The organism is Enterobacter wuhouensis (assembly GCF_035835995.1).
In the GTDB taxonomy this organism is placed as follows: domain Bacteria; phylum Pseudomonadota; class Gammaproteobacteria; order Enterobacterales; family Enterobacteriaceae; genus Enterobacter; species Enterobacter wuhouensis.
On record NZ_CP142124.1, the window covers coordinates 4,462,062 to 4,480,874 of the forward strand.

At 59.1% G+C, this 18,813-nt stretch carries 19 protein-coding genes; 4 read left to right on the top strand and 15 right to left on the bottom strand.

Going from position 1 to position 18,813, the window contains the following annotated elements; genetic code table 11:
• Positions 1-2 precede the first annotated feature (2 nt).
• Both yhgN and VPX56_RS21325 read left to right on the top strand, forming a co-directional pair.
• Positions 3-596 (top strand): NAAT family transporter YhgN, encoded by a 594-nt coding sequence (gene yhgN, locus VPX56_RS21320; RefSeq protein ID WP_003861574.1) that lies wholly within the window; start codon positions 3-5, stop codon positions 594-596.
• 398 nt (positions 597-994) lie between these two features.
• Positions 995-1,441: a hypothetical protein gene (locus tag VPX56_RS21325; RefSeq protein WP_131635160.1), complete on the top strand. Its 447-nt coding sequence runs from the start codon at positions 995-997 to the stop codon at positions 1,439-1,441.
• A gap of 342 nt (positions 1,442-1,783) precedes the next feature.
• Here the strand turns inward: VPX56_RS21325 and gntU are convergent, their stop codons facing one another.
• The 5 genes from gntU to VPX56_RS21350 form a co-directional block, all read right to left on the bottom strand.
• Positions 1,784-3,124 carry a gluconate transporter gene (gntU, locus tag VPX56_RS21330; RefSeq protein ID WP_010436459.1) on the bottom strand — a complete coding sequence of 447 codons (1,341 nt, stop codon included), beginning with the start codon at positions 3,122-3,124 and terminating at the stop codon, positions 1,784-1,786.
• Positions 3,125-3,127: 3 nt separating this feature from the next.
• On the bottom strand, positions 3,128-3,655 hold the full coding sequence (gene gntK, locus VPX56_RS21335) for a gluconokinase (RefSeq protein WP_131635161.1): 528 nt from the start codon (positions 3,653-3,655) through the stop codon (positions 3,128-3,130).
• Between the two features lie 126 nt (positions 3,656-3,781).
• A complete protein-coding gene (gene gntR / locus VPX56_RS21340) occupies positions 3,782-4,777 on the bottom strand; it encodes a gluconate operon transcriptional repressor GntR (RefSeq protein WP_089598541.1) in 996 nt (331 codons plus the stop codon).
• Between the two features lie 91 nt (positions 4,778-4,868).
• Entirely contained in the window at positions 4,869-5,564 is a 696-nt protein-coding gene (locus VPX56_RS21345) for a pirin family protein (protein ID WP_003861565.1), read from the bottom strand.
• A gap of 123 nt (positions 5,565-5,687) precedes the next feature.
• Positions 5,688-6,725: an oxidoreductase gene (locus tag VPX56_RS21350; protein ID WP_326468776.1), complete on the bottom strand. Its 1,038-nt coding sequence runs from the start codon at positions 6,723-6,725 to the stop codon at positions 5,688-5,690.
• Between the two features lie 309 nt (positions 6,726-7,034).
• Between VPX56_RS21350 and yhhY the strand changes: the two genes are divergently transcribed.
• Positions 7,035-7,523 (top strand): N-acetyltransferase, encoded by a 489-nt coding sequence (yhhY, locus tag VPX56_RS21355; RefSeq protein ID WP_131635164.1) that lies wholly within the window; start codon positions 7,035-7,037, stop codon positions 7,521-7,523.
• Positions 7,524-7,616: 93 nt separating this feature from the next.
• Here yhhY and ggt read toward each other — a convergent pair whose 3' ends face one another.
• Positions 7,617-9,359, bottom strand: coding sequence for a gamma-glutamyltransferase (ggt, locus tag VPX56_RS21360; RefSeq protein ID WP_131635238.1), 1,743 nt, complete (start codon positions 9,357-9,359; stop codon positions 7,617-7,619).
• Positions 9,360-9,485: 126 nt separating this feature from the next.
• On the opposite strand from ggt, the gene VPX56_RS21365 reads away from it, so the two are divergent.
• A complete protein-coding gene (locus VPX56_RS21365) occupies positions 9,486-9,866 on the top strand; it encodes a DUF2756 family protein (RefSeq protein ID WP_326468779.1) in 381 nt (126 codons plus the stop codon).
• Here VPX56_RS21365 and ugpQ read toward each other — a convergent pair.
• From ugpQ to livH, 9 genes are all read right to left on the bottom strand, one after another.
• Positions 9,847-10,596, bottom strand: coding sequence for a glycerophosphodiester phosphodiesterase (gene ugpQ / locus VPX56_RS21370; protein ID WP_326468781.1), 750 nt, complete (start codon positions 10,594-10,596; stop codon positions 9,847-9,849). The genes VPX56_RS21365 and ugpQ overlap by 20 nt on opposite strands.
• The gene (locus VPX56_RS21375) at positions 10,593-11,663 is read right to left on the bottom strand and encodes a sn-glycerol-3-phosphate import ATP-binding protein UgpC (protein WP_131635167.1); all 1,071 of its coding nucleotides are present in this window, start codon (positions 11,661-11,663) and stop codon (positions 10,593-10,595) included. Before VPX56_RS21375 ends, ugpQ begins: the two co-directional genes overlap by 4 nt.
• Before the next feature lies 1 nt (position 11,664).
• Positions 11,665-12,510, bottom strand: a complete 846-nt coding sequence (gene ugpE, locus VPX56_RS21380; protein WP_326468784.1) for a sn-glycerol-3-phosphate ABC transporter permease UgpE — start codon at positions 12,508-12,510, stop codon at positions 11,665-11,667.
• Positions 12,507-13,394 (bottom strand): sn-glycerol-3-phosphate ABC transporter permease UgpA, encoded by an 888-nt coding sequence (gene ugpA / locus VPX56_RS21385; protein ID WP_263610866.1) that lies wholly within the window; start codon positions 13,392-13,394, stop codon positions 12,507-12,509. The genes ugpE and ugpA overlap by 4 nt, the downstream gene beginning before the upstream one ends.
• A 116-nt stretch (positions 13,395-13,510) precedes the next feature.
• Positions 13,511-14,827, bottom strand: a complete 1,317-nt coding sequence (gene ugpB / locus VPX56_RS21390; RefSeq protein WP_326468787.1) for a sn-glycerol-3-phosphate ABC transporter substrate-binding protein UgpB — start codon at positions 14,825-14,827, stop codon at positions 13,511-13,513.
• A 270-nt stretch (positions 14,828-15,097) separates the two neighbouring features.
• Positions 15,098-15,811, bottom strand: coding sequence for a high-affinity branched-chain amino acid ABC transporter ATP-binding protein LivF (gene livF / locus VPX56_RS21395; RefSeq protein WP_131635171.1), 714 nt, complete (start codon positions 15,809-15,811; stop codon positions 15,098-15,100).
• A 1-nt stretch (position 15,812) separates the two neighbouring features.
• Positions 15,813-16,580, bottom strand: coding sequence for a high-affinity branched-chain amino acid ABC transporter ATP-binding protein LivG (gene livG / locus VPX56_RS21400; RefSeq protein WP_028015149.1), 768 nt, complete (start codon positions 16,578-16,580; stop codon positions 15,813-15,815).
• The gene (livM, locus tag VPX56_RS21405) at positions 16,577-17,854 is read right to left on the bottom strand and encodes a branched chain amino acid ABC transporter permease LivM (protein WP_131635172.1); all 1,278 of its coding nucleotides are present in this window, start codon (positions 17,852-17,854) and stop codon (positions 16,577-16,579) included. Before livM ends, livG begins: the two co-directional genes overlap by 4 nt.
• Positions 17,851-18,777: a high-affinity branched-chain amino acid ABC transporter permease LivH gene (livH, locus tag VPX56_RS21410; protein WP_131635173.1), complete on the bottom strand. Its 927-nt coding sequence runs from the start codon at positions 18,775-18,777 to the stop codon at positions 17,851-17,853. Before livH ends, livM begins: the two co-directional genes overlap by 4 nt.
• Positions 18,778-18,813 lie beyond the last annotated feature (36 nt).

The window sequence follows — 18,813 nt, forward strand, 5'->3', positions numbered from 1 at the left end:
ACATGAGTGAAATCATTTCCGCGGCGGTTTTATTGATCCTGATAATGGATCCACTCGGAAACCTGCCCATCTTCATGTCGGTGCTAAAGCACACCGAACCAAAGCGCCGTCGGGCGATCATGATCCGCGAGCTGCTTATCGCCCTGCTGGTGATGTTTATCTTCCTGTTTGCCGGGGAGAAGATCCTCGCGTTCCTGAACTTACGCGCCGAAACGGTCTCGATTTCGGGCGGGATTATTCTGTTCCTGATTGCCATCAAAATGATTTTCCCGAGCGCGGAAGGCAGCAGCAGCGGCCTGCCTGCGGGTGAAGAGCCGTTCATCGTGCCGCTGGCGATCCCGCTGGTCGCCGGACCAACGATTCTGGCGACGCTGATGCTGCTGTCGCACCAGTATCCGAATCAGATGAGCCATCTGGTGATTGCCCTGCTGATCGCCTGGGGCGGGACGTTTATCATCCTGCTGCAGTCGTCGCTGTTCCTGCGCCTGCTGGGCGAGAAAGGGGTGAACGCGCTGGAGCGCCTGATGGGGCTGATTCTGGTGATGATGGCGACGCAGATGTTCCTGGACGGGATCCGGGCGTGGATGAAGGGTTAGGTAAAAGCAAAACGACAACGAACGTTGTCGTTTTTAGTGTTTGCACCCTCTCCCTGTGGGAGAGGGCCGGGGTGAGGGCATCAGGCCGCACCCTAAAATAATATTTCGTTTTGCGAGCTGCCTTCCAGAGCCTCTCTTGCCACCCGATCTTCAAAGCAGTATCTTCTTGCCGCGCCTGCAAAATCAGGCGTCGGGGTTAGCCTCCTGACTTACTTCTTCGGTGACACACGTTTTTTTGTGTCGCGCGCTTAGCTACACTCCAAAGGTGGGCCGAGCGGGGGCGTCGAAAGACGCGCCGGTATCCGAAGAGGCCGGTAAGGCTAACCCTGCTCGGTTCCGCCACCAGCGAGATTAGCCTCTCCAGTGGTGGATAAAAACTACTCTTTGGAGGCGGTCATATGACTACTACCCCTAACTTTCCTCACGCTTTATTCACCACCCCGTTCGATCACACCACCGATTTCACCGAACTGGCAGACAACTGCGCGCGGTTTGCCGACGTGCTGGTTGAATGTGACAACCCAGCCCAGAAGATGGCGCTGTGCGGACGGCTCTCTGCCTGTCTCGCTCTGCTTCAGCCTACGCTGCTTGAACCTGTACCGGAATTTTTAAAAGCCAGCCTGACGGTGGACGACCTGCCATTGGACGTGCCGGTCTTCGAGCCGGAAGTGGATCAGCTGGGGAGATACTGCCAGCTGTTAACGCAACTGCTGTTGGCTCGAACGCTTTCTGGAAGTGATGAAAGAGTGGCAGGAGATTTGTTGCAGGGCTTAGTGGGGTTGTACAGCGATACGCTGAAAGCGCCGCGCTGGCTGCGCACAAAGGAAGGCATCGTGCCGCTGTAAAAAAGCCGGGTGGCGCTTGCGCTTGCCCGGCCTACGGGACCTGAGGGGTGTGTAGGTCGGGTAAGCGTAAGCGCCACCCGACAATATACGACCACTGCGGTCAGGTGCCCTCACCCCAACCCTCTCCCACAGGGAGAGGGAGAAAACCGGAGTGACCTGTAGGTCGGGTAAGGCGAAGCCGCCACCCGACAATATACGGCCACTGCGGCCTGTTGCCCTCACCCCAATCCTCTCCCACAGGGAGAGAGAGAAAACCGGAGTGGCTTGTAGGTCGGGTAAGGCGAAGCCGCCACCCGACAAACATACGGCCGCCCTCTCCCACAGGGAGAGGGAGAAAATCCGTTAGCTCAACAACGTAAACGCAATCATCCCGACAATCGCACCCGTCGTGCCGAGGATGGTCTCCATCAGCGTCCAGGTTTTCAGGGTTTGCGCTTCGGTCGCGCCGGTAAATTTACCGAATAGCCAGAAGCCTGCGTCGTTCACGTGGGATACCACAATCGAACCGCCCGCGATACAGATAGACAGCGCCGCCATCTGCGCACCGGAGTAGTTCAGCTGTTCAATCACCGGCATCACCAGGCCCACTGCGGTTAAGCATGCCACGGTTGCAGAGCCCTGAATGATACGCACCGCCGCGGCCAGCACGAAGCAGGTGACCGCAATCGGCAGGCCCATCCCGGTCAGCGCTTCGCCCAGCGCCGGACCCACGCCGGAATCCACCAGCACCTGCTTGAACACGCCACCGGCACCGATCACCAGCAGGATGATGCCCGCAGGCTGCAGCGCGGCGCCGCAAATCTCCATCACGCGGTCTTTCGGCATCCCCTGACGCATTGCCAGGCCGTAAATCGCCACCAGACACGCCACCAGGATCGCGGTGAACGGGTGGCCGATAAACTCAAACCACTCGTAGGCGCTGGAACCGACCGGCACAAAGCGCGCGGCGATGGTTTTGAGGCCAACCAGCACCAGCGGGAGCAGGATCAGCGACAGGCTGAAGCCGAAGGACGGCATTTTGCCCTCGCCCAGGTGCGGCTCGGTGATGTCGTCCGGAATGTGCAGCTCAACGTAGCGGCTGATGAAGTTACCCCACAGCGGACCGGCGATAATCATCCCCGGGATCGCGGCGCACAGGCCAATCAGGATCATCCAGCCAAAGTCAGCGTGCATCTGGGACGCCAGCAGCATCGGCGCAGGCCCCGGCAGCAGAAACGCCGCCGCCGCCGCCACGCCCGCAAACAGCGGTATGACCAGCTTCACGAGGTTGGTGCCGGTGTGGCGCGCCATCGAGAACGCAACGCTAATCAGCAGCACCACTGCCACCTCGAAGAACAGCGGCAGCGCGCAGATCAGGCCGGCCAGGCCAATCGCGTAGTGCGCGCGGCTGTGCCCGAAGGATTTCAGCATCTTGACGGCAATCTGATCGACCGCGCCCGTCTCGTGCAAAATCTTGCCGAACATCGCGCCGAGCGCGACCACAATCGCCAGAAAGCCCAGCGTGCCGCCCATCCCTTTTTCCATGGTCGCCGCGATTTTATCGAGCGGCATACCGGAAAAGAGACCTGCACCAATAGAAACCACCATCAAAGCAACGAAGGCATGCATACGCGCCTTCATCACTAAAAACAGCAGCAGCAATACGGAACCCACTGCTGTCAAAACAAGCGTTAATGTACTCAAAACTTACTGCCTTTTGTTAATGACCTCGATGGTGCTGGCAACAACACCGTCCAGCGGCTGATCGATATCAACCACTAATACGTCCTGCTCATCCGCACCCGGCTCCTGCAGCGCTTCAAACTGCGTGACCAGCATCTGGGTTTTGAAGAAGTGGCCTTTACGCGCCTTCAGGCGGCTTTCAATCACCTCGAAATCGCCTTTCAGGTAGATGAAAGAGAGGTTCGGGTTGCCGTCGCGCAACAGATCGCGGTAGGTTTTTTTCAGCGCGGAGCAGACGATCAGGGAGACTTTGTTGGTACGCTGCATCGCGAACGCAGCGTCATTCAGCGCCTGCAGCCACGGTTTGCGATCGTCGTCGTTCAGCGGCTCGCCTGCGGCCATTTTGGTAATGTTGCTGCGCGGATGGAGGAAGTCGCCATCAAGAAACGCGGCATGGAGTTGATGCGCCACTTCGCTCGCCACGGCAGATTTACCGCTACCAGACACGCCCATCAGGACGTAAACGTGGTGATCGTGATTAGTCGTGCTCAAAGGGTGTCCCTCAGTCAATTGTTACGGGTAACAGTTATCGGTAACATTGTCCTGCCGGTGCAAAAGAGAAGCAATATCCAAACGTGCGCGAAGTGAATAAGTGTGAGCTACTTCAAATTTGTCGGATTAAATAGATCCACCCGGTGACAAGGTGAAACCTAAATCTAACATTTTAGGGGTAACTGCCTCACCACGAATGCGCGCCAGCAGGCGTTCTGCACCGATGCGGCCCATGCGCTCGCGCGGGGTCAGGACGCTCGCCAGACGCGGCTCCATCACCTGGCCGATGTCGTGGCCGTGGAAACCGGCAATCGCCATATCGTCGGGGATCTTCAGCCCCAGACGCTGGCACTCAAACGCCGCGCCGACCGCAAGGTCATCGTTGGTACAGAAAATACCGTCCAGTTGCGGATACTCGCGTCGCGCCTGACGCATCAGCTCAATACCCGACGTATAGGAGGAGGATTGCTCCACCATTACGCTGTACGGGGTTAAACCGGCGTCGAGCATCGCCTGCTCGTATCCCTTCTGTTTGATGATAGTACGTTCATCCAGGCGCGCACCCAGGTAGGCGATATGACGATGCCCACGGGCGATGATGGCCGCCGTCATCTGGCGCGCCGCTTCGAAGTTATCGAACCCAACGGCAATATCGAGGCACGGCGACTGGCTGTCCATCAGCTCCACTACCGGGATACCGGCCACTTCAATCATTTTGAGCGTGCGGGCGGTGTGGGTACGTTCCGTTAAAATCAGGCCGTCGATGTTCCAGGAAAGCATGGATTCAAGACGTTCCTCTTCCAGCTCCGGCTTGTACCCGTAGTGCGCGAGCATGGTCTGATAGCCAAAGGCATCGGTCACGCTTTCAATACCGCGCAACACCTCGGCAAACACCTGGTTGGTTAAGGAAGGAAGCAGGACGCCCACCGCACGGCTGGTTGCATTGGAGAGAATATCGGGAGCGCGGTTGGGGATATAACCCAGTTCATCAAGGGCCGCGGCAATCTTGCCACGCAACGCCACGGAAACCTGTTCCGGGTTACGTAAAAAACGGCTGACCGTCATTTTGGTCACACCGACGCGATCGGCGACATCCTGAAGTACGGGGCGTTTCTTTTTCATCGTCCTGAGAAATCTTGAAGTGAGAGATTTTCTCAGTTTATCACGGACAAAGCTCAACCTTCCCCGTTTAAAGGGAAGGTTGAGAAATTATTTAGACCGGCGGCAGGTCAAACAGCAAAATTTCGCTTTCGCTGTCGGCGTGTACGGAGAGCGCCTGCTCGTCCCAGACGGCCAGGCCGTCCGCCGTGGTGGCTTTGGTGCCGTTGATAGACACTTCACCTTTCACCACCTGGATCCACACGCGGCGGTTGGCGGCAATCTGGTGCACGGACTGTTCGTCTTTCGCCAGCGCCCAGCGGTACAGTTCCATATCCTGATGCACCTTCAGGGAACCTTCACGCGCATCCGGGGACAGCACCAGCTGTTTGCCCTGCTTCGCGTCGAAGCGGCGCTGCTCGTAGCGCGGCGTGATGCCGGTTTCTTCTGGAATGATCCAGATTTGATACAGGTGCAGTTTTTCCGTTTTGCTCGGGTTGTACTCGGAGTGACGCACCCCGGTACCCGCGCTCATGATCTGGAACTCGCCCGCCGGCACCTGCTCTTTGTTGCCCATGCTGTCCTGGTGTTCAACCGCCCCTTCCAGCACGTAGGTCAGGATTTCCATGTCCTTGTGCGGGTGGGTACCGAAGCCCTGGCCTGCATCAATCACGTCGTCGTTAATGACGCGCAGTGCGGAGAAGCCCATGAAGTTCGGGTCGTAGTAGTCGGCAAACGAGAATGAATGCCATGAGTCCAGCCAGCCATGATTTGCGTGACCACGTTCGTTTGCTTTGCGTAAGTAGATCATTGTTTTCACCCTCAGTTCGTTTCGATGGAGTAAGTGTGGACGCAAACCGCCGGGGATCATAGAGGGTGAAAATTGACTCCTCTGTTCAAAAATTATGAACAAGCGCAGAGGAGCCGTTTTTGCTTATTTCGCGAGGGTTACCGTGGCAGGAGAGGCCTGCTCAAAGGCGCGTTCCAGGATTTCAAGGTTGGTCAGAACGTCAGATTCCTTGACGTAATTCGGCGCGCCGGCTGTGAGGGTTTCATACAGCGCATCGTAGACGCGGCCATAGTCGCCAATTTCCGGCATCAGCTCTTCCCTGACCGTTACGCCCTCGTCGTTCACATACTCCAGGACGCCCACGGAATCATCCGCCGCGAAGCCCGGTTCGCCCGGCATGATGTTGGCCTTCAGGCTGGTCTCCTGCTGGTCGATGCCGTACTTGATAAATGAGCCTTTGGTGCCGTGAACGATAAATTTTGGATAGTCGATTTTCACCAGATGGCTGGTTTTGACGATGGCCTTCAGGTCGCCGTAGAACAGCTGCGCCTCGAAGGTATCGTCCGGGTTGGCTTTATTGCGCAGGCTGCGGATGTCATACGCCACGTGGTCCGGGCGACCAAACAGAGAGATGATCTGGTCCATGGTGTGCACGCCCAGACCATAGAACGAGCCGTCCTGCGGCAGGCCGGGCTGGGTTTCCGCGAACGGGCGGTAGTAATCGAAGTGGCTTTCGATCTCCACGATGTCGCCCAGCCTGCCGCTTTCAATCGCCTTTTTCGCCGTCAGGAAGCAGCTGTCAAAGCGACGGTTCTGATATGGCGTAACGGTCAGGCCTTTGCTTTTCGCCAGCGCGAACAGTTCCTTCGCTTCGGCGATAGTCGGGGTGAACGGCTTTTCCACCAGCACGTTTTTGCCCGCCTCCAGCGCGCGCTTCGCGTAGTCGAAATGGCTGTCGGCGTGGGTGCAGACGACAACCAGTTTGACCTGCGGGTCGTTAAGCACCTCATCGAGATCGCTGGTGAAATGGATATGAGAATACTGCGGGGATTGCTCTTCCGGCTTCGCGCGGCGGCGGTAGATATGGGCTACGTGCCAGCTGTCTTTACGGTTGAGAACATACGGCAGGTGGTAGCGGGTCGTACTTTTACCAAATCCAATAAATGCGCAATGTAGTGTCATGGCTCAGTCCTTTTGGAAGGTTATTGACTGCAACCATAGCGCAAGTTTTGCCCTCACCCCAGCCCTCTCCCACGGGGAGAGGGAGAAAAAACCAAAAAAAAAGCCAGCGAGAAGCTGGCTAAAGTAATACTGGAAGCAATGTGAGCAATGTCGTGCTTTCAGGTTCCCGTAGCGGTCTTCCTGAATGCAGAGCAATAATAATCATTCTCATTCGCACTTGTCCAACACTTTTTGCAAAAAATTGCGGTTGACTCAAATTTTAAAGTCATTGATGTTGGACAGGACGCTTAACTGACTGAGGAACATGGAATGAGTGAGATTGTGATACGCCACGCTGAACCGAAAGATGCCGACGCTTTACGCCAAAACTATATGCATCCCGGGGTGTATCACGACACGCTACAGCTACCTCACCCTTCCCTTGAGATGTGGCAAGAACGCCTGAATCCTAAACCCGGCCTAAAACGTCTGGTCGCCTGCATTGACGAGAACATCGTCGGCGACCTGGCGCTGCAGGTAGAAGCCAGCCCGCGACGCAGCCACGTGGCAACGTTTGGCATTAGCGTAGCGGCACATGCGCAGGGGCGCGGCGTGGGGAGCGCGCTCATGCGCGAGATGATCAACCTGTGCGACAACTGGATGCGCATCGAGCGTATTGAGCTAACGGTTTTTGCCGATAACCCCGCAGCACTGGCGCTGTACCGGAAGTTTGGTTTTGAAATCGAAGGCACCGGCAGGAAATTTGCCCTGCGCAACGGCGAGTATGTGGATGCGTATTATATGGCGAGAATGAAGTAATACATACCCCTCACCCTAGCCCTCTCCCCAAAGGGGAGAGGGAACGATTACACCCTCTCCCCTTTGGGGAGAGGGACGGGGTGAGGGGAACCGTTAATATCCCGCCGTTAAATCATCCACCGAACGCGGGTCCGAAGCGCCAAACAGCGCCCCGTCCGGCCCGACCATAATGCTCTGGGTGCTGCCCATCGCCTCTTTCACCGCCACTTTTTGCCCGCGCTGTTCAAGCAGCTTGATCGTATCCGGGCTGAAGCCCTTCTCGACGCGCAGCTCGTCCGGCAGCCACTGGTGGTGGAAACGCGGCGCGTTGGTGGCTTCAGCGACGTTCATCCCAAAGTCGATGCTGTTCACCACCATCTGCAGCACGGTGGTGATAATTCGGCTGCCGCCCGGGCTGCCGGTCACCAGCCAGGTCTTACCGTCTTTCACCACGATGGTGGGCGACATCGACGACAGCGGGCGCTTCTTCGGCCCGACGGCGTTGGCATCACCGCCCACCAGCCCGTAAACGTTCGGCACGCCCGGCTTGGCAGAGAAGTCATCCATCTCGTTGTTCAGCAGAATGCCGCTGTTGCCCGCCACAATCCCGGTGCCGAAGGTGGTGTTGAGCGTGTAGGTCACCGCCACCGCGTTACCGTCTTTATCCACTACCGAGAAGTGGGTGGTCTGGTTACTTTCATACGGCGCCAGCTTGCCGGGACGGATCTCACTCGACGGCTTCGCCTTGTTGATGTCGATCTCATCGGCAATGGATTTGGCATAGGCCTTATTGGTCAGCGCCTGCCACGGCACCTTCACGAAGTCCGGATCGCCGAGATATTCCGAACGATCGGCGTAGGCGCGTTTTTCCGCTTCCGCCATCACCTGCATGGCGTCCGCGCTGCCGAAGCCGAACTTGTGCATGTCGAAGTTTTCAAGAATATTGAGGATCTGCACGATATGAATACCGCCGGAAGACGGCGGCGGCATGGAGAAGACCTCGTAGCCGCGATAGGTGCCGCTAATCGGCTCGCGCTCCACCGCCTTGTATTCCGCCAGATCCGCTTTGGTGATAAGCCCGCCGTTCTTTTGCATCTCTTCCGCAATCTGGTCGGCAATCGCGCCTTTGTAGAAGGCGTCCGGGCCGTGCTCCGCAATCAGCTCCAGGCTTTTGGCGAGGTTCTTCTGCACCAGCTTATCGCCCTTTTTCAGCGGCTCGCCGTCCTTCCAGAAGATAGCCTTGCTGTTTTCGTGATTCGGAATGACTTCGCTGCCGTAGGTTTTGAGGTCATCCGCCAGCGCGTCATTGACCACAAAACCGTCGCGCGCCAGCCTGATAGCAGGCTGCACCACCTTGTTCAGCGGCAGCGTGCCGTATTTTTCCAGCGCCAGCGAGAAGCCCGCAACGGTGCCCGGCGTGCCGGAGGCAAGGTGCGAGGTCAGGGATTTTTTGCTGTCCGGGTTGCCCTGGTCGTCGAGGAACATATCGCGGGAGGCCTGGTTTGGTGCCATCTCGCGGAAGTCGATGGCGGTGGTTTTGCCGTCTTTGGTGCGCAGCATCATAAATCCGCCGCCGCCGAGGTTACCCGCCTGCGGGTGCGTGACCGCCAGCGCGTACCCGACGGCGACCGCCGCGTCCACCGCGTTACCGCCCTGCCTGAGGATATCGACGCCCACCTGGGTTGCCAGCGCGTCAACCGAGGCCACCATGCCGTGCGTCGCCCGCACGGGATGAAAAACATCTTCCTCCACGCCGTAGGAGACTGGCGGAGCCGCCGGCGGGTTGGCCGCCACGGTGAATGTGCCGCCGGCCATCAGCGCAGCGATCGCTATCCAGCGCAAAAACGTTGGTTTCATCATTATTGTTCTCCAGGTGAAGGGGCCCATATTCCCCGCTTAAGCCTGGTTCACAACTCCTAAAAAATCATCGTTATGGTGGAATCAGGGTAAACTTAAGAGAAGCCTCAAAAGGAGGAGATGACAATGAAACGCTTACTGATTATTACCGCGCTGCTCCCGTTCGCAGCGCTTGCACAGCCGCTTAACACCATGAACAACCCTAACCAGCAGGGCTACGTCATTCCTAGCCAGCAGCGCATGCAGACGGAGATGATGAGCCAGCAGCAGCAGCAAAAAGGGATGCTCAATCAGCAGCTGAGAACGCAGACCCAGATGCAGCAGCAGAGCCTGCAAAATCAGATGAACGCCAACACGCAGCGTATTCAGCAGGGCCAGGTGCGCGAGCAGCCATTGCAGAATAAAAACGGCGGGATGCTGAGCGGGGGAAGCACGTTAAACAGCGGCCAGCAGCATATGCTGACGCCGCAGTCTAACGGCAGCATGCTTAATAATTCGCAGAATTAAAGTCAGGGCCGATGCGGTCAATCGCATCGGTACAAATGCTGTCGACGCCCCAGCGCAGTAGCTCTGCCGCGCGCTGGGGCCTGTTGACGGTGTAGACCAGAATGTGCAGACCCGCGTCTTTCAGCATCTTCACCCGCGCCTCATCCAGCAGCCTGTGATTGAGATGAATAGAAACGCACGCTAAGCGCGTCGTCAGCTCGCGCCAGTCTTCGCGCCACTCGTCCAGCAGCAGCCCGCGCGGCAGCTCCGGCACGGCCGCCTGCGCGGCTTCCAGCGCGTCGATCTCAAACGACGACAGCAGCGGCGCGGTCACCCCTTCCCACAGCTCGCGCGCGGCCAGCGCGATGACTTTGCCGGTCAGCGGCCCGGTGCCGGTGGTCGGTTTGATTTCGATGTTGGCCATCATCCCGTGCTGGCGGCAGCGATCGGCCACCTCAGACAGCAGGGGCAGCGGTTCGCCTTTGAACTCGCCGCTGTACCAGCTTCCGGCGTCCACCTTCAGCAGATCGCGCCACGGCAGCTCCCCCGCCACGCCCCAGCCGTTGCTGGTGCGCTCAAGGTTATCGTCGTGCAGCAGGAAAATTTCGCCATCTTTCGACAGCTTGGCGTCAAATTCGATCATGGTGTGACCGTAATGCGCGCCCGTATCGATGGCCGCCAGGGTGTTCTCCGGCGCCAGCTTACCGCCGCCGCGGTGGGCGACGACGTGGGGATAAGGCCAGTTGCTCATACTCGTTGTCCTGTTTCACCGTCAAATAAGTGCAGGTGATGTTCCGGCAGATGCAGCCACAGCGTGCTGCCTGCTTTAGGGCGCTCCTGATGCGCGAGGCGTACAACTATTTTTTGCTCGCCCCAGCGCCCGTGTGCGAGGTTATCTGCACCCAGCATCTCAAGCGTGTCCATCACCAGGGGCACGCCGCCGTCCGCCTGGGAGGTTAAACCGATATGCTCAGGGCGGATGCCGAGCGTCATCTTACGCCCGGCGTAGCCACGATAGTACCAGCCGATCGGCATTGCCATACCGCTTTCCATCTCAAAGTGCGTGCCCGCGCTGCTGATGCGCCCTTCCAGCAGGTTCATGGCCGGGCTGCCGATAAAGCTCGCCACGAAGCGGGTCGCCGGTTTTTCGTACACCTCCACCGGGGTGCCAATCTGCTCGGCGATGCCTTTATTCATCACCATCACGCGCTGGGCGAGGGTCATGGCTTCGACCTGATCGTGAGTCACGTACAGGGAGGTGGTTTTCAGACGACGGTGCAGCTGCTGCAGCTCAAGACGCATCTGCACGCGCAGCTTGGCGTCGAGGTTAGAGAGCGGCTCGTCGAAGAGGAATACCGCCGGATCGCGCACGATGGCGCGCCCCATCGCCACGCGCTGGCGCTGGCCGCCGGAAAGCTCGCGCGGGCGGCGCTTGAGCAGGCCGTCCAGCTCAAGAATGCGCGCCGCCTCCTTGACGCGCTCGTCGATATGGCCTTTGCCCATGCCGCGGATTTTCAGCCCCCAGGCCATGTTCTCCTCCACGCTCATGTGCGGATAGAGGGCGTAATTCTGGAACACCATCGCGATGCCGCGGTCTTTGGGTTCCATCTCGGTGACGCGCTGGCGGTCAATCCAGATATCCCCGGACGTCACGCGCTCAAGCCCCGCCACCATGCGCAGCAGGGTGGATTTGCCGCAGCCGGACGGGCCGACCATCACGATGAATTCCCCGTCCGCCACGTCGAGCGTGAGCGGCTGAATGACCTGGGTTTTGCCGTCCCAGCTTTTGGTTACTGCCTGAAGTTTTAAACCTGCCATCTTATTTCTCGCTATCGACCAGGCCACGGACAAACGCACGCTGCATGGCTAAAACAATGACTACGGGTGGGATAAGGGTGAGCAGCATTGCCGCCATCACCTGGTTCCAGAGTGTGGTGCCTTCGCCGGTGGCGATCATGCCCTTGATGCCCGCCACGGCGGTGCCGAGGTTGACGTCCTGAATAATCAGCAGCGGCCACAGGTACTGGTTCCAGCCGTAGATAAAGGTGATCACAAACAGCGCCGCAAGGTTGGTTTTCGACAGCGGCAGCACGATGTCGCGGAAGAAGCGCATCGGCGAGGCCCCGTCGATACGCGCGGCTTCAATCAGCTCGTCCGGCAGGGTCATAAAGAACTGGCGGAACAGGAAGGTGGCGGTCGCCGAAGCCATCAGCGGCAGGGTTAAGCCCGCGTAGCTGTCGAGCATCTTCAGGTTGGCGATCACCTCCACCGTCGGGAAGATACGCACTTCCACCGGCAGCATCAGAGTAATAAAAATCATCCAGAAGAAGAGGTTACGCAGCGGAAAGCGGAACCAGACGATGGCGAAGGCCGACAGCATCGACACCGTGATTTTGCCGACGGTAATGCTAAACGCCATGATGAAGCTGTTGAGCATCATCAGCCAGAACGGCGCGCTGTTGGCGCCCACGCCCTGGGTCCAGATGGTCTTCATGTTCTCGAACAGATGTGTGCCTGGGATCAGCGTCATCGGCGTGTCGAACACCGCGTTGGTGTCCAGCGTGGCGGCGACAAACGCCACGTACAGCGGGAAGAGGATGACGATAATCCCTAAAATCAGCATGGTATGGCTGAAAATCGTCAGCCCGCGACGGTTCTCAATCATTGGTAGCGCACCTTACTTTCGACATAGCGGAACTGCACCACCGTGAGGATGATGACGAGGAACATCAGCACGACGGACTGCGCGGCAGAGGCGGAGAGATCCAGACCGGCGAAACCTTCGCGGTAGATCTTGTAGATAAGCGTCGTTGTCGCCTGCACCGGGCCGCCTGCGGTCGCCGCGTCGATCACCGGGAAGGTGTCGAAGAAGGCGTATACGAGGTTAACCACCAGCAGGAAGAAACTCACCGGGGCGATCAGCGGTAGCGCCAGCTTAAAGAAGCGGCGAACCGGGCCTGCGCCGTCAATCGCGGCGGCTTCCACCAGCGAGCGCGGGATAGACTGCAGCGCGGCAAAGAAGAACAGGAAGTTGTAGCTGATCTGCTTCCACACCGAGGCAAACACCACCAGGAACATCGCCTGGCCGCTGTTCTGGGCGTGGTTCCAGTCGTAGCCCAGTTCGGCCAGGAAGTGGGTAATCAGCCCGCGCCCCGGGTTAAACAGGAAGATCCACAGCACGGCCGCCACCGCGGGAGCCACGGCGTAGGGCAGCAGCATCAGCGTTTGATACAGGCGGCTGCCGCGCACCACGTAATCCACCAGCGCGGCGAAAAACAGCGAGGCGAGAAGGCCGCTGACGGTCACCAGGGTGCTGAATTTTATCGTCGTCCAGAAGGCGTCGATATAGTAGCTGTCGTGCCAGAGGGCGGCGAAGTTATCCAGGCCCACAAACTGGCTGGAAAGCCCGAAGGGATCGACGCTTTGTACCGAGTACCACAGCGCTTCGCCCGCAGGCCAGATAAAGAAAATAACGGTGATGACCAGCTGCGGCGCGACCAGCAGATACGGCAGCCAGCGGGACCGGAACACCGGACGGGATGATGACATAGGTTTACTCTGTAGGTATTCACCCCTCACCCCGGCCCTCTCCCCAAAGGGGCGAGGGTGTAATCGTCCCCTCTCCCCTTTGGGGAGAGGGTTAGGGTGAGGGGGATTAGTTTGAATTACGATTTGGTCGACTGCTCAAAGCGGCGCAGCAGCTGATTTCCACGCTCTACCGCAGAATCCAGCGCCTGCTGTGGCGTTTTCTTACCGGTCCACACGCTTTCCAGCTCTTCATCTACGATGGTGCGGATCTGCGGCATGTTGCCCAGACGCAGGCCCTTGGTGAACGGCAACGGCGGCTTGTTCAGCATCTGGCGCGTCGCGATGTCCGCGCCCGGGCTCTTGCTGTAGAAGCCCTGCTCGCGGGTCAGGTCGTACGCGGCTTTAGTGATCGGCAGGTAGCCGGTTTTCTGGTGCCACTCGGCGGCGTTTTCAGGCTTCGCCAGGAAGTCGAGGAACTCGGCTACGCCTTTGTAGGTGCCCTTGTCTTTACCCTGCATCACCCACAGGCTCGCCCCGCCGATAATGGCGTTCTGCGGCGCGCCCTTCACGTCAGCGTCGTAAGGCATCATGCCCACGCCGTAGTTGAATTTGGCGTAGTGACGGATATCCGCCAGCGAGCCGGACGAGGCGGTGGTAATGGCGCAGTCGCCGTTGTAGAACTTCTCGGTGGATTCGTCTTTACGGCCGAAGTAGCTGAAGTCGCCCTTCTTGTTCAGATCGGCAAGCAGCGCGATGTGCTTCACCTGCTCCGGCTTGTTGAACTCCAGTACCGCGTCGGTGCCGTCGAAGCCGTTGTTTTTGGTCGCCACCGGCAGGCCGTGCCAGGCGCTGAAGTTTTCAATCTGGATCCAGCCCTGCCAGCCGCTGGCGTAGCCGCACTTCATTCCCGCCGCTTTCAGCTTCGCGGTGTACTCGGCCAGATCCTGCCAGGTTTTTGGCGGCTGCTCCGGGTCTAAACCGGCTTTTTTGAAGGCGTCTTTGTTGTAGTACAGCACCGGCGTAGAGCTGTTAAACGGCTGGGACAGCAGGTGGCCGGTTTTGGAATCGGTGTAGTAACCCGCGACAGTCGGCACGAACTGTGATTCGTCGAAGTTGATGCCCGCATCTTTGAACACTTCGTAGACCGGCTTGATGGCTTTGGAGGCCATCATGGTGGCGGTGCCGACTTCATAAACCTGTAACAGGGCCGGCGCGTTGCCGGTACGGAAGGCGGCGATGCCCGCGCTCAGGCTCTGCTCGTAGTTGCCTTTATACACCGGCACAATTTTGTAATCCGGGTGGGTGTCGTTGAAACGCTGCGCCAGGGAGTCAACCTCTTTACCCAACTCCCCTTCCATGGAATGCCAGAATGGAATGGTGGTCACAGCCATTGCGTTCGTCGCAAAAGCCAGACCGATTGCCAGACCCAAAGCCGTGTGTCGTAACGATGTCATTGTCATCTCTCTTATTGTGCCGGATGCGCGATATCACGCGTTTTATGCTCGCGAGGTAACATGACATGCTCGAATGACAGAAAAATAACTGTTTGTTTACAGATAAGTGACAGCCAGGCGTCAGGGGGATGATGGTTGTGTGAAGGGGTTGGGGTTTGGTTTGAGTGCGGTCTGATGCCCTCACCCCGGCCCTCTCCCACAGGGAGAGGGAGAAAGGCGATCGGTTCCCTCTCCCTTGAGGGAGAGGGTTAGGGTGAGGGGGAAACGCGATTAGCCGCCTAAATACGCGCTCCGCACCGCCTCGTTCGCCAGCAGCGCGTCGCCGGTATCCGAGAGCACCACGCGCCCGTTCTCCAGCACGTAGCCGCGATCCGCGAGCTTCAGCGCCTGGTTAGCGTTCTGCTCGACGAGGAAGATGGTCATCCCCTCTTTGCGCAGCTGTTCGATGGTGTCGAAGATCTGCTGGATGATGATCGGCGCAAGCCCGAGCGACGGTTCGTCCAGCAGCAGCAGGCGCGGCTGGCTCATCAATGCGCGGCCAATCGCCAGCATCTGCTGCTCACCGCCGGACATGGTGCCCGCACGCTGGATACGGCGCTCCCACAGGCGCGGGAAAAGCTCGTATACCCACTTGATGCGGGTCTGGAACTGGTCTCGGTGGGCAAAGAAGCCGCCCATCGCCAGGTTCTCTTCCACCGTCATGCGGGAAAACACGCGACGCCCTTCCGGGACAATCGCTACCGCTTCGCGCATGATTTTGGCGGTCTGCCAGTCGGTAATGTCTTTATCATCGAACACAATCCGCCCGCTGGTCGCGCGCGGGTCGCCGCACAGGGTGCCGAGCAGCGTGGTTTTACCCGCGCCGTTGGCTCCGATCAGGGTCACGATTTCGCCCTGATTGATGTGCAGACTGACGTCGTGCAGCGCCTGGATCTTGCCGTAGTGCGCGTTGACCTTGTCGAACGTTAACATCGCTTTTTCCATCTTATGCCTCACCAAGGTATGCGCGGATCACGTCCGGGTTGTTGCGGATCTCTTCCGGCGTCCCGTTTGCCAGCGGCGTGCCCTGGTTTACCACGTAGATACGGTCCGAAATGCCCATCACCAGCTTCATGTCGTGCTCAATCAGCAGGATGGTGGTGTCGTGATGGTCGCGCAGCTCGGCAATCAGCTCGTCCAGCTCTTTGGTCTCTTTCGGGTTAAGCCCTGCCGCCGGTTCGTCGAGCATCAGAATTTCCGGCTGCGTCACCATGCAGCGCACAATCTCGAGCCGCCGCTGGTCGCCGTAGGCCAGGTTGCTTGCCTGGCGGTTGGCGTGCTGGAGCAGGCCGATACGGTCGAGCCAGGTGGCGGCGCGGTCGAGCGCCTCCTCCTGCGCGCGGCGGAAGGCCGGGGTTTTCAGCAGGCCGGAGAACAGGCCGGTTTTGAGCTGCTGGTGCTGTGCCACCAGCAGGTTCTCAATCACCGTCATCTCGCGGAACAGACGCACGTGCTGGAAGGTACGCACCACGCCCATGCGGGCAATCTGCTGGCCCGGCAGCCCTTCCAGGTGCTGGTCGCGCAGCATGATGGTGCCGCCCGTCGGCTTGTAGAAGCCGGTCAGGCAGTTAAAGACCGTGGTTTTTCCCGCGCCGTTCGGGCCAATCAGGGAGACAATCTCTTTCTTGTGCAGATCCAGATTCACGTTGTTGACCGCCAGCAGGCCGCCAAAACGCATCATCAGGCCGTTAACGGATAATAATGGCTGACTCATGCCTGCTCTCCTTTCGCTTGCCCGTTCTTCAGCTTCAGCTGGGGACGAGTCATCGGCAGCAGGCCCTGCGGACGCCAGATCATCATCAGCACCATCAAACCACCCAGCATCAGCATGCTGTATTCGTTAAAGTCGCGCATCAGCTCGCGCGAGACCACCAGCAGGATGGCCGCGAGGATAACGGCGAACTGCGAGCCCATCCCGCCGAGCACCACGATCGCCAGCACGAAGGCCGATTCGGCAAAGGTGAAGGATTCCGGACTGACGAAGCCCTGACGCGCGGCAAACAGCGTTCCGGCGAAACCGGCAAACGCGGCGCTGATGGTGAACGCGGTCAGCTTGATGCGGGTCGGGTTCAGGCCCAGCGAGCGGCAGGCGATCTCATCTTCGCGCAGCGCTTCCCACGCGCGGCCCAGCGGCATGCGCAGCAGACGGTTGATCACGAACAGGGTAATCACCACCAGCAGCAGCGCCACGAGATAAAGCCAGATCACGCGGTCGGACGGATCGTACTTGATGCCGAAGAAGTTGCTGAAGGTATCCCAGCCGCCTTCGCGGGCGGTACGGCTAAACTCCAGGCCGAAGAAGGTCGGTTTCGGGATCTGGCTGATGCCGTTCGGGCCGCCGGTCACTTCGGTGTTGTTGAGCAGCAGGATACGGACGATTTCCCCGAAGCCTAAGGTCACAATCGCCAGGTAGTCACCGCGCAGGCGCAGCACCGGGAAGCCGAGCAGGAAGCCCGCGGCGGCAGAGACCAGCCCCGCCAGCGGCAGGCAGGTCCAGAAGCCGAGGCCGTAATAGTGGTTCAGCAGCGCGAAGGTGTAGGCACCGATGGCGTAGAAGCCGCCGTAGCCCAGCACCAGCAGGCCTGACAGCCCCACCACCACGTTCAGACCGAGACCCAGAATCACGTAGATCATGGTTAGGGTGGCAATATCCACGGTGCCACGCGACACCACGAACGGCCACGCCACGGCGGCCACCAGCAGCGCGACGAGGAACAGCTTCTGCTTCACGGTAGAACCGTCGATCGCCGGCAGCACGAACTTCGGCCCGGAGACGTTTTTCAACGTCTTCTGGAACGCCGGACGCAGCAGCTGGAACAGGAACACCACGGCGGTGCCGATAAAGACCCACTGCCAGCGGATGTCGGGAGCAGTGTCGACCACCAGCTTAGTGCCGTCCAGCTCCAGCTGGACGCCCATAAAGACGCCCGCCAGCACGAAGAACATGGCGGCAGAGAGCAGCGCCATTGCAAAATGCATTGGTTTCATACTTTCTCTACCTCCGGACGGCCCAGAATACCGGTAGGCATCACCAGCAGAACCAGAATCAGCAGGGCAAACGACACCACGTCTTTATATTCAGTGCTCAGGTACGCCGAGGAGAGCGCTTCCGCCACGCCCAGGATCAGGCCGCCGATCATCGCGCCCGGAATACTGCCGATACCGCCCAGAACCGCCGCGGTGAAGGCTTTCATCCCGGCCATAAAGCCGATGTACGGGTTGATTACGCCGTAGAACTGGCCGAGCAGGACGCCCGCCACCGCCGCCATCGCGGCGCCAATCACGAAGGTCAGGGCAATCACGCGGTCGGTGTTGATGCCGAGCAGGCTCGCCATCTTCAGGTCTTCCGCACAGGCGCGGCAGGCGCGCCCCATGCGTGAATAGCGGATGAAAAGGGTCAGGGCCAGCATCGCCAGGAAGGTTACCACCCAGATAACCAGCTGCATGGTGGTGATAGAGGCAGAGAAGTTCTCGCTGGCGCCCACAATCCACTGGCCGTTAAACAGGCTTGGCAGCGCCACGTCGCGCGAGCCTTCGGTCAGGCTGACGTAGTTTTGCAGGAAAATAGACATCCCGATGGCGGAGATGAGCGCGATCAGGCGCTTGGAGCTGCGCACGGGCCGATAGGCCACGCGTTCGATGCTCCAGCCGTAGGCGCTGGCAATGATAATCGCCCCGACAAACCCGGCGGCAACCAGCAGCCAGCTGCTGTCGATGCCCATCATCATCAGCGCGGCGATAATCATAAAGGAGACGTAGCTACCGATCATGTACACCTCGCCGTGGGCGAAGTTGATCATGCCGATAATGCCGTAAACCATCGTGTAGCCGATGGCGATCAGCGCGTAGGTGCTTCCCAGCGTGACGCCGTTAAACATCTGCTGCAGGAAATAGAGAAACTGCTCGGACATATACAAACCTTTTTATACCCGCCCGGCGAGCCGGGC

What these genes read in the sequence shown, in the direction of transcription:
- VPX56_RS21345 (WP_003861565.1), bottom strand. Translation starts at nt 5,564, where the DNA reads ATGATCTACTTACGCAAAGCAAACGAACGTGGTCACGCAAATCATGGC.
- ggt (WP_131635238.1), bottom strand. Translation starts at nt 9,359, where the DNA reads ATGAAACCAACGTTTTTGCGCTGGATAGCGATCGCTGCGCTGATGGCC.
- VPX56_RS21365 (WP_326468779.1), top strand. Translation starts at nt 9,486, where the DNA reads ATGAAACGCTTACTGATTATTACCGCGCTGCTCCCGTTCGCAGCGCTT.
- gntR (WP_089598541.1), bottom strand. Translation starts at nt 4,777, where the DNA reads ATGAAAAAGAAACGCCCCGTACTTCAGGATGTCGCCGATCGCGTCGGT.
- ugpQ (WP_326468781.1), bottom strand. Translation starts at nt 10,596, where the DNA reads ATGAGCAACTGGCCTTATCCCCACGTCGTCGCCCACCGCGGCGGCGGT.
- VPX56_RS21375 (WP_131635167.1), bottom strand. Translation starts at nt 11,663, where the DNA reads ATGGCAGGTTTAAAACTTCAGGCAGTAACCAAAAGCTGGGACGGCAAA.
- yhhY (WP_131635164.1), top strand. Translation starts at nt 7,035, where the DNA reads ATGAGTGAGATTGTGATACGCCACGCTGAACCGAAAGATGCCGACGCT.
- VPX56_RS21325 (WP_131635160.1), top strand. Translation starts at nt 995, where the DNA reads ATGACTACTACCCCTAACTTTCCTCACGCTTTATTCACCACCCCGTTC.
- ugpA (WP_263610866.1), bottom strand. Translation starts at nt 13,394, where the DNA reads ATGTCATCATCCCGTCCGGTGTTCCGGTCCCGCTGGCTGCCGTATCTG.
- livF (WP_131635171.1), bottom strand. Translation starts at nt 15,811, where the DNA reads ATGGAAAAAGCGATGTTAACGTTCGACAAGGTCAACGCGCACTACGGC.
- livH (WP_131635173.1), bottom strand. Translation starts at nt 18,777, where the DNA reads ATGTCCGAGCAGTTTCTCTATTTCCTGCAGCAGATGTTTAACGGCGTC.
- yhgN (WP_003861574.1), top strand. Translation starts at nt 3, where the DNA reads ATGAGTGAAATCATTTCCGCGGCGGTTTTATTGATCCTGATAATGGAT.
- ugpB (WP_326468787.1), bottom strand. Translation starts at nt 14,827, where the DNA reads ATGACATCGTTACGACACACGGCTTTGGGTCTGGCAATCGGTCTGGCT.
- VPX56_RS21350 (WP_326468776.1), bottom strand. Translation starts at nt 6,725, where the DNA reads ATGACACTACATTGCGCATTTATTGGATTTGGTAAAAGTACGACCCGC.
- ugpE (WP_326468784.1), bottom strand. Translation starts at nt 12,510, where the DNA reads ATGATTGAGAACCGTCGCGGGCTGACGATTTTCAGCCATACCATGCTG.
- livM (WP_131635172.1), bottom strand. Translation starts at nt 17,854, where the DNA reads ATGAAACCAATGCATTTTGCAATGGCGCTGCTCTCTGCCGCCATGTTC.
- livG (WP_028015149.1), bottom strand. Translation starts at nt 16,580, where the DNA reads ATGAGTCAGCCATTATTATCCGTTAACGGCCTGATGATGCGTTTTGGC.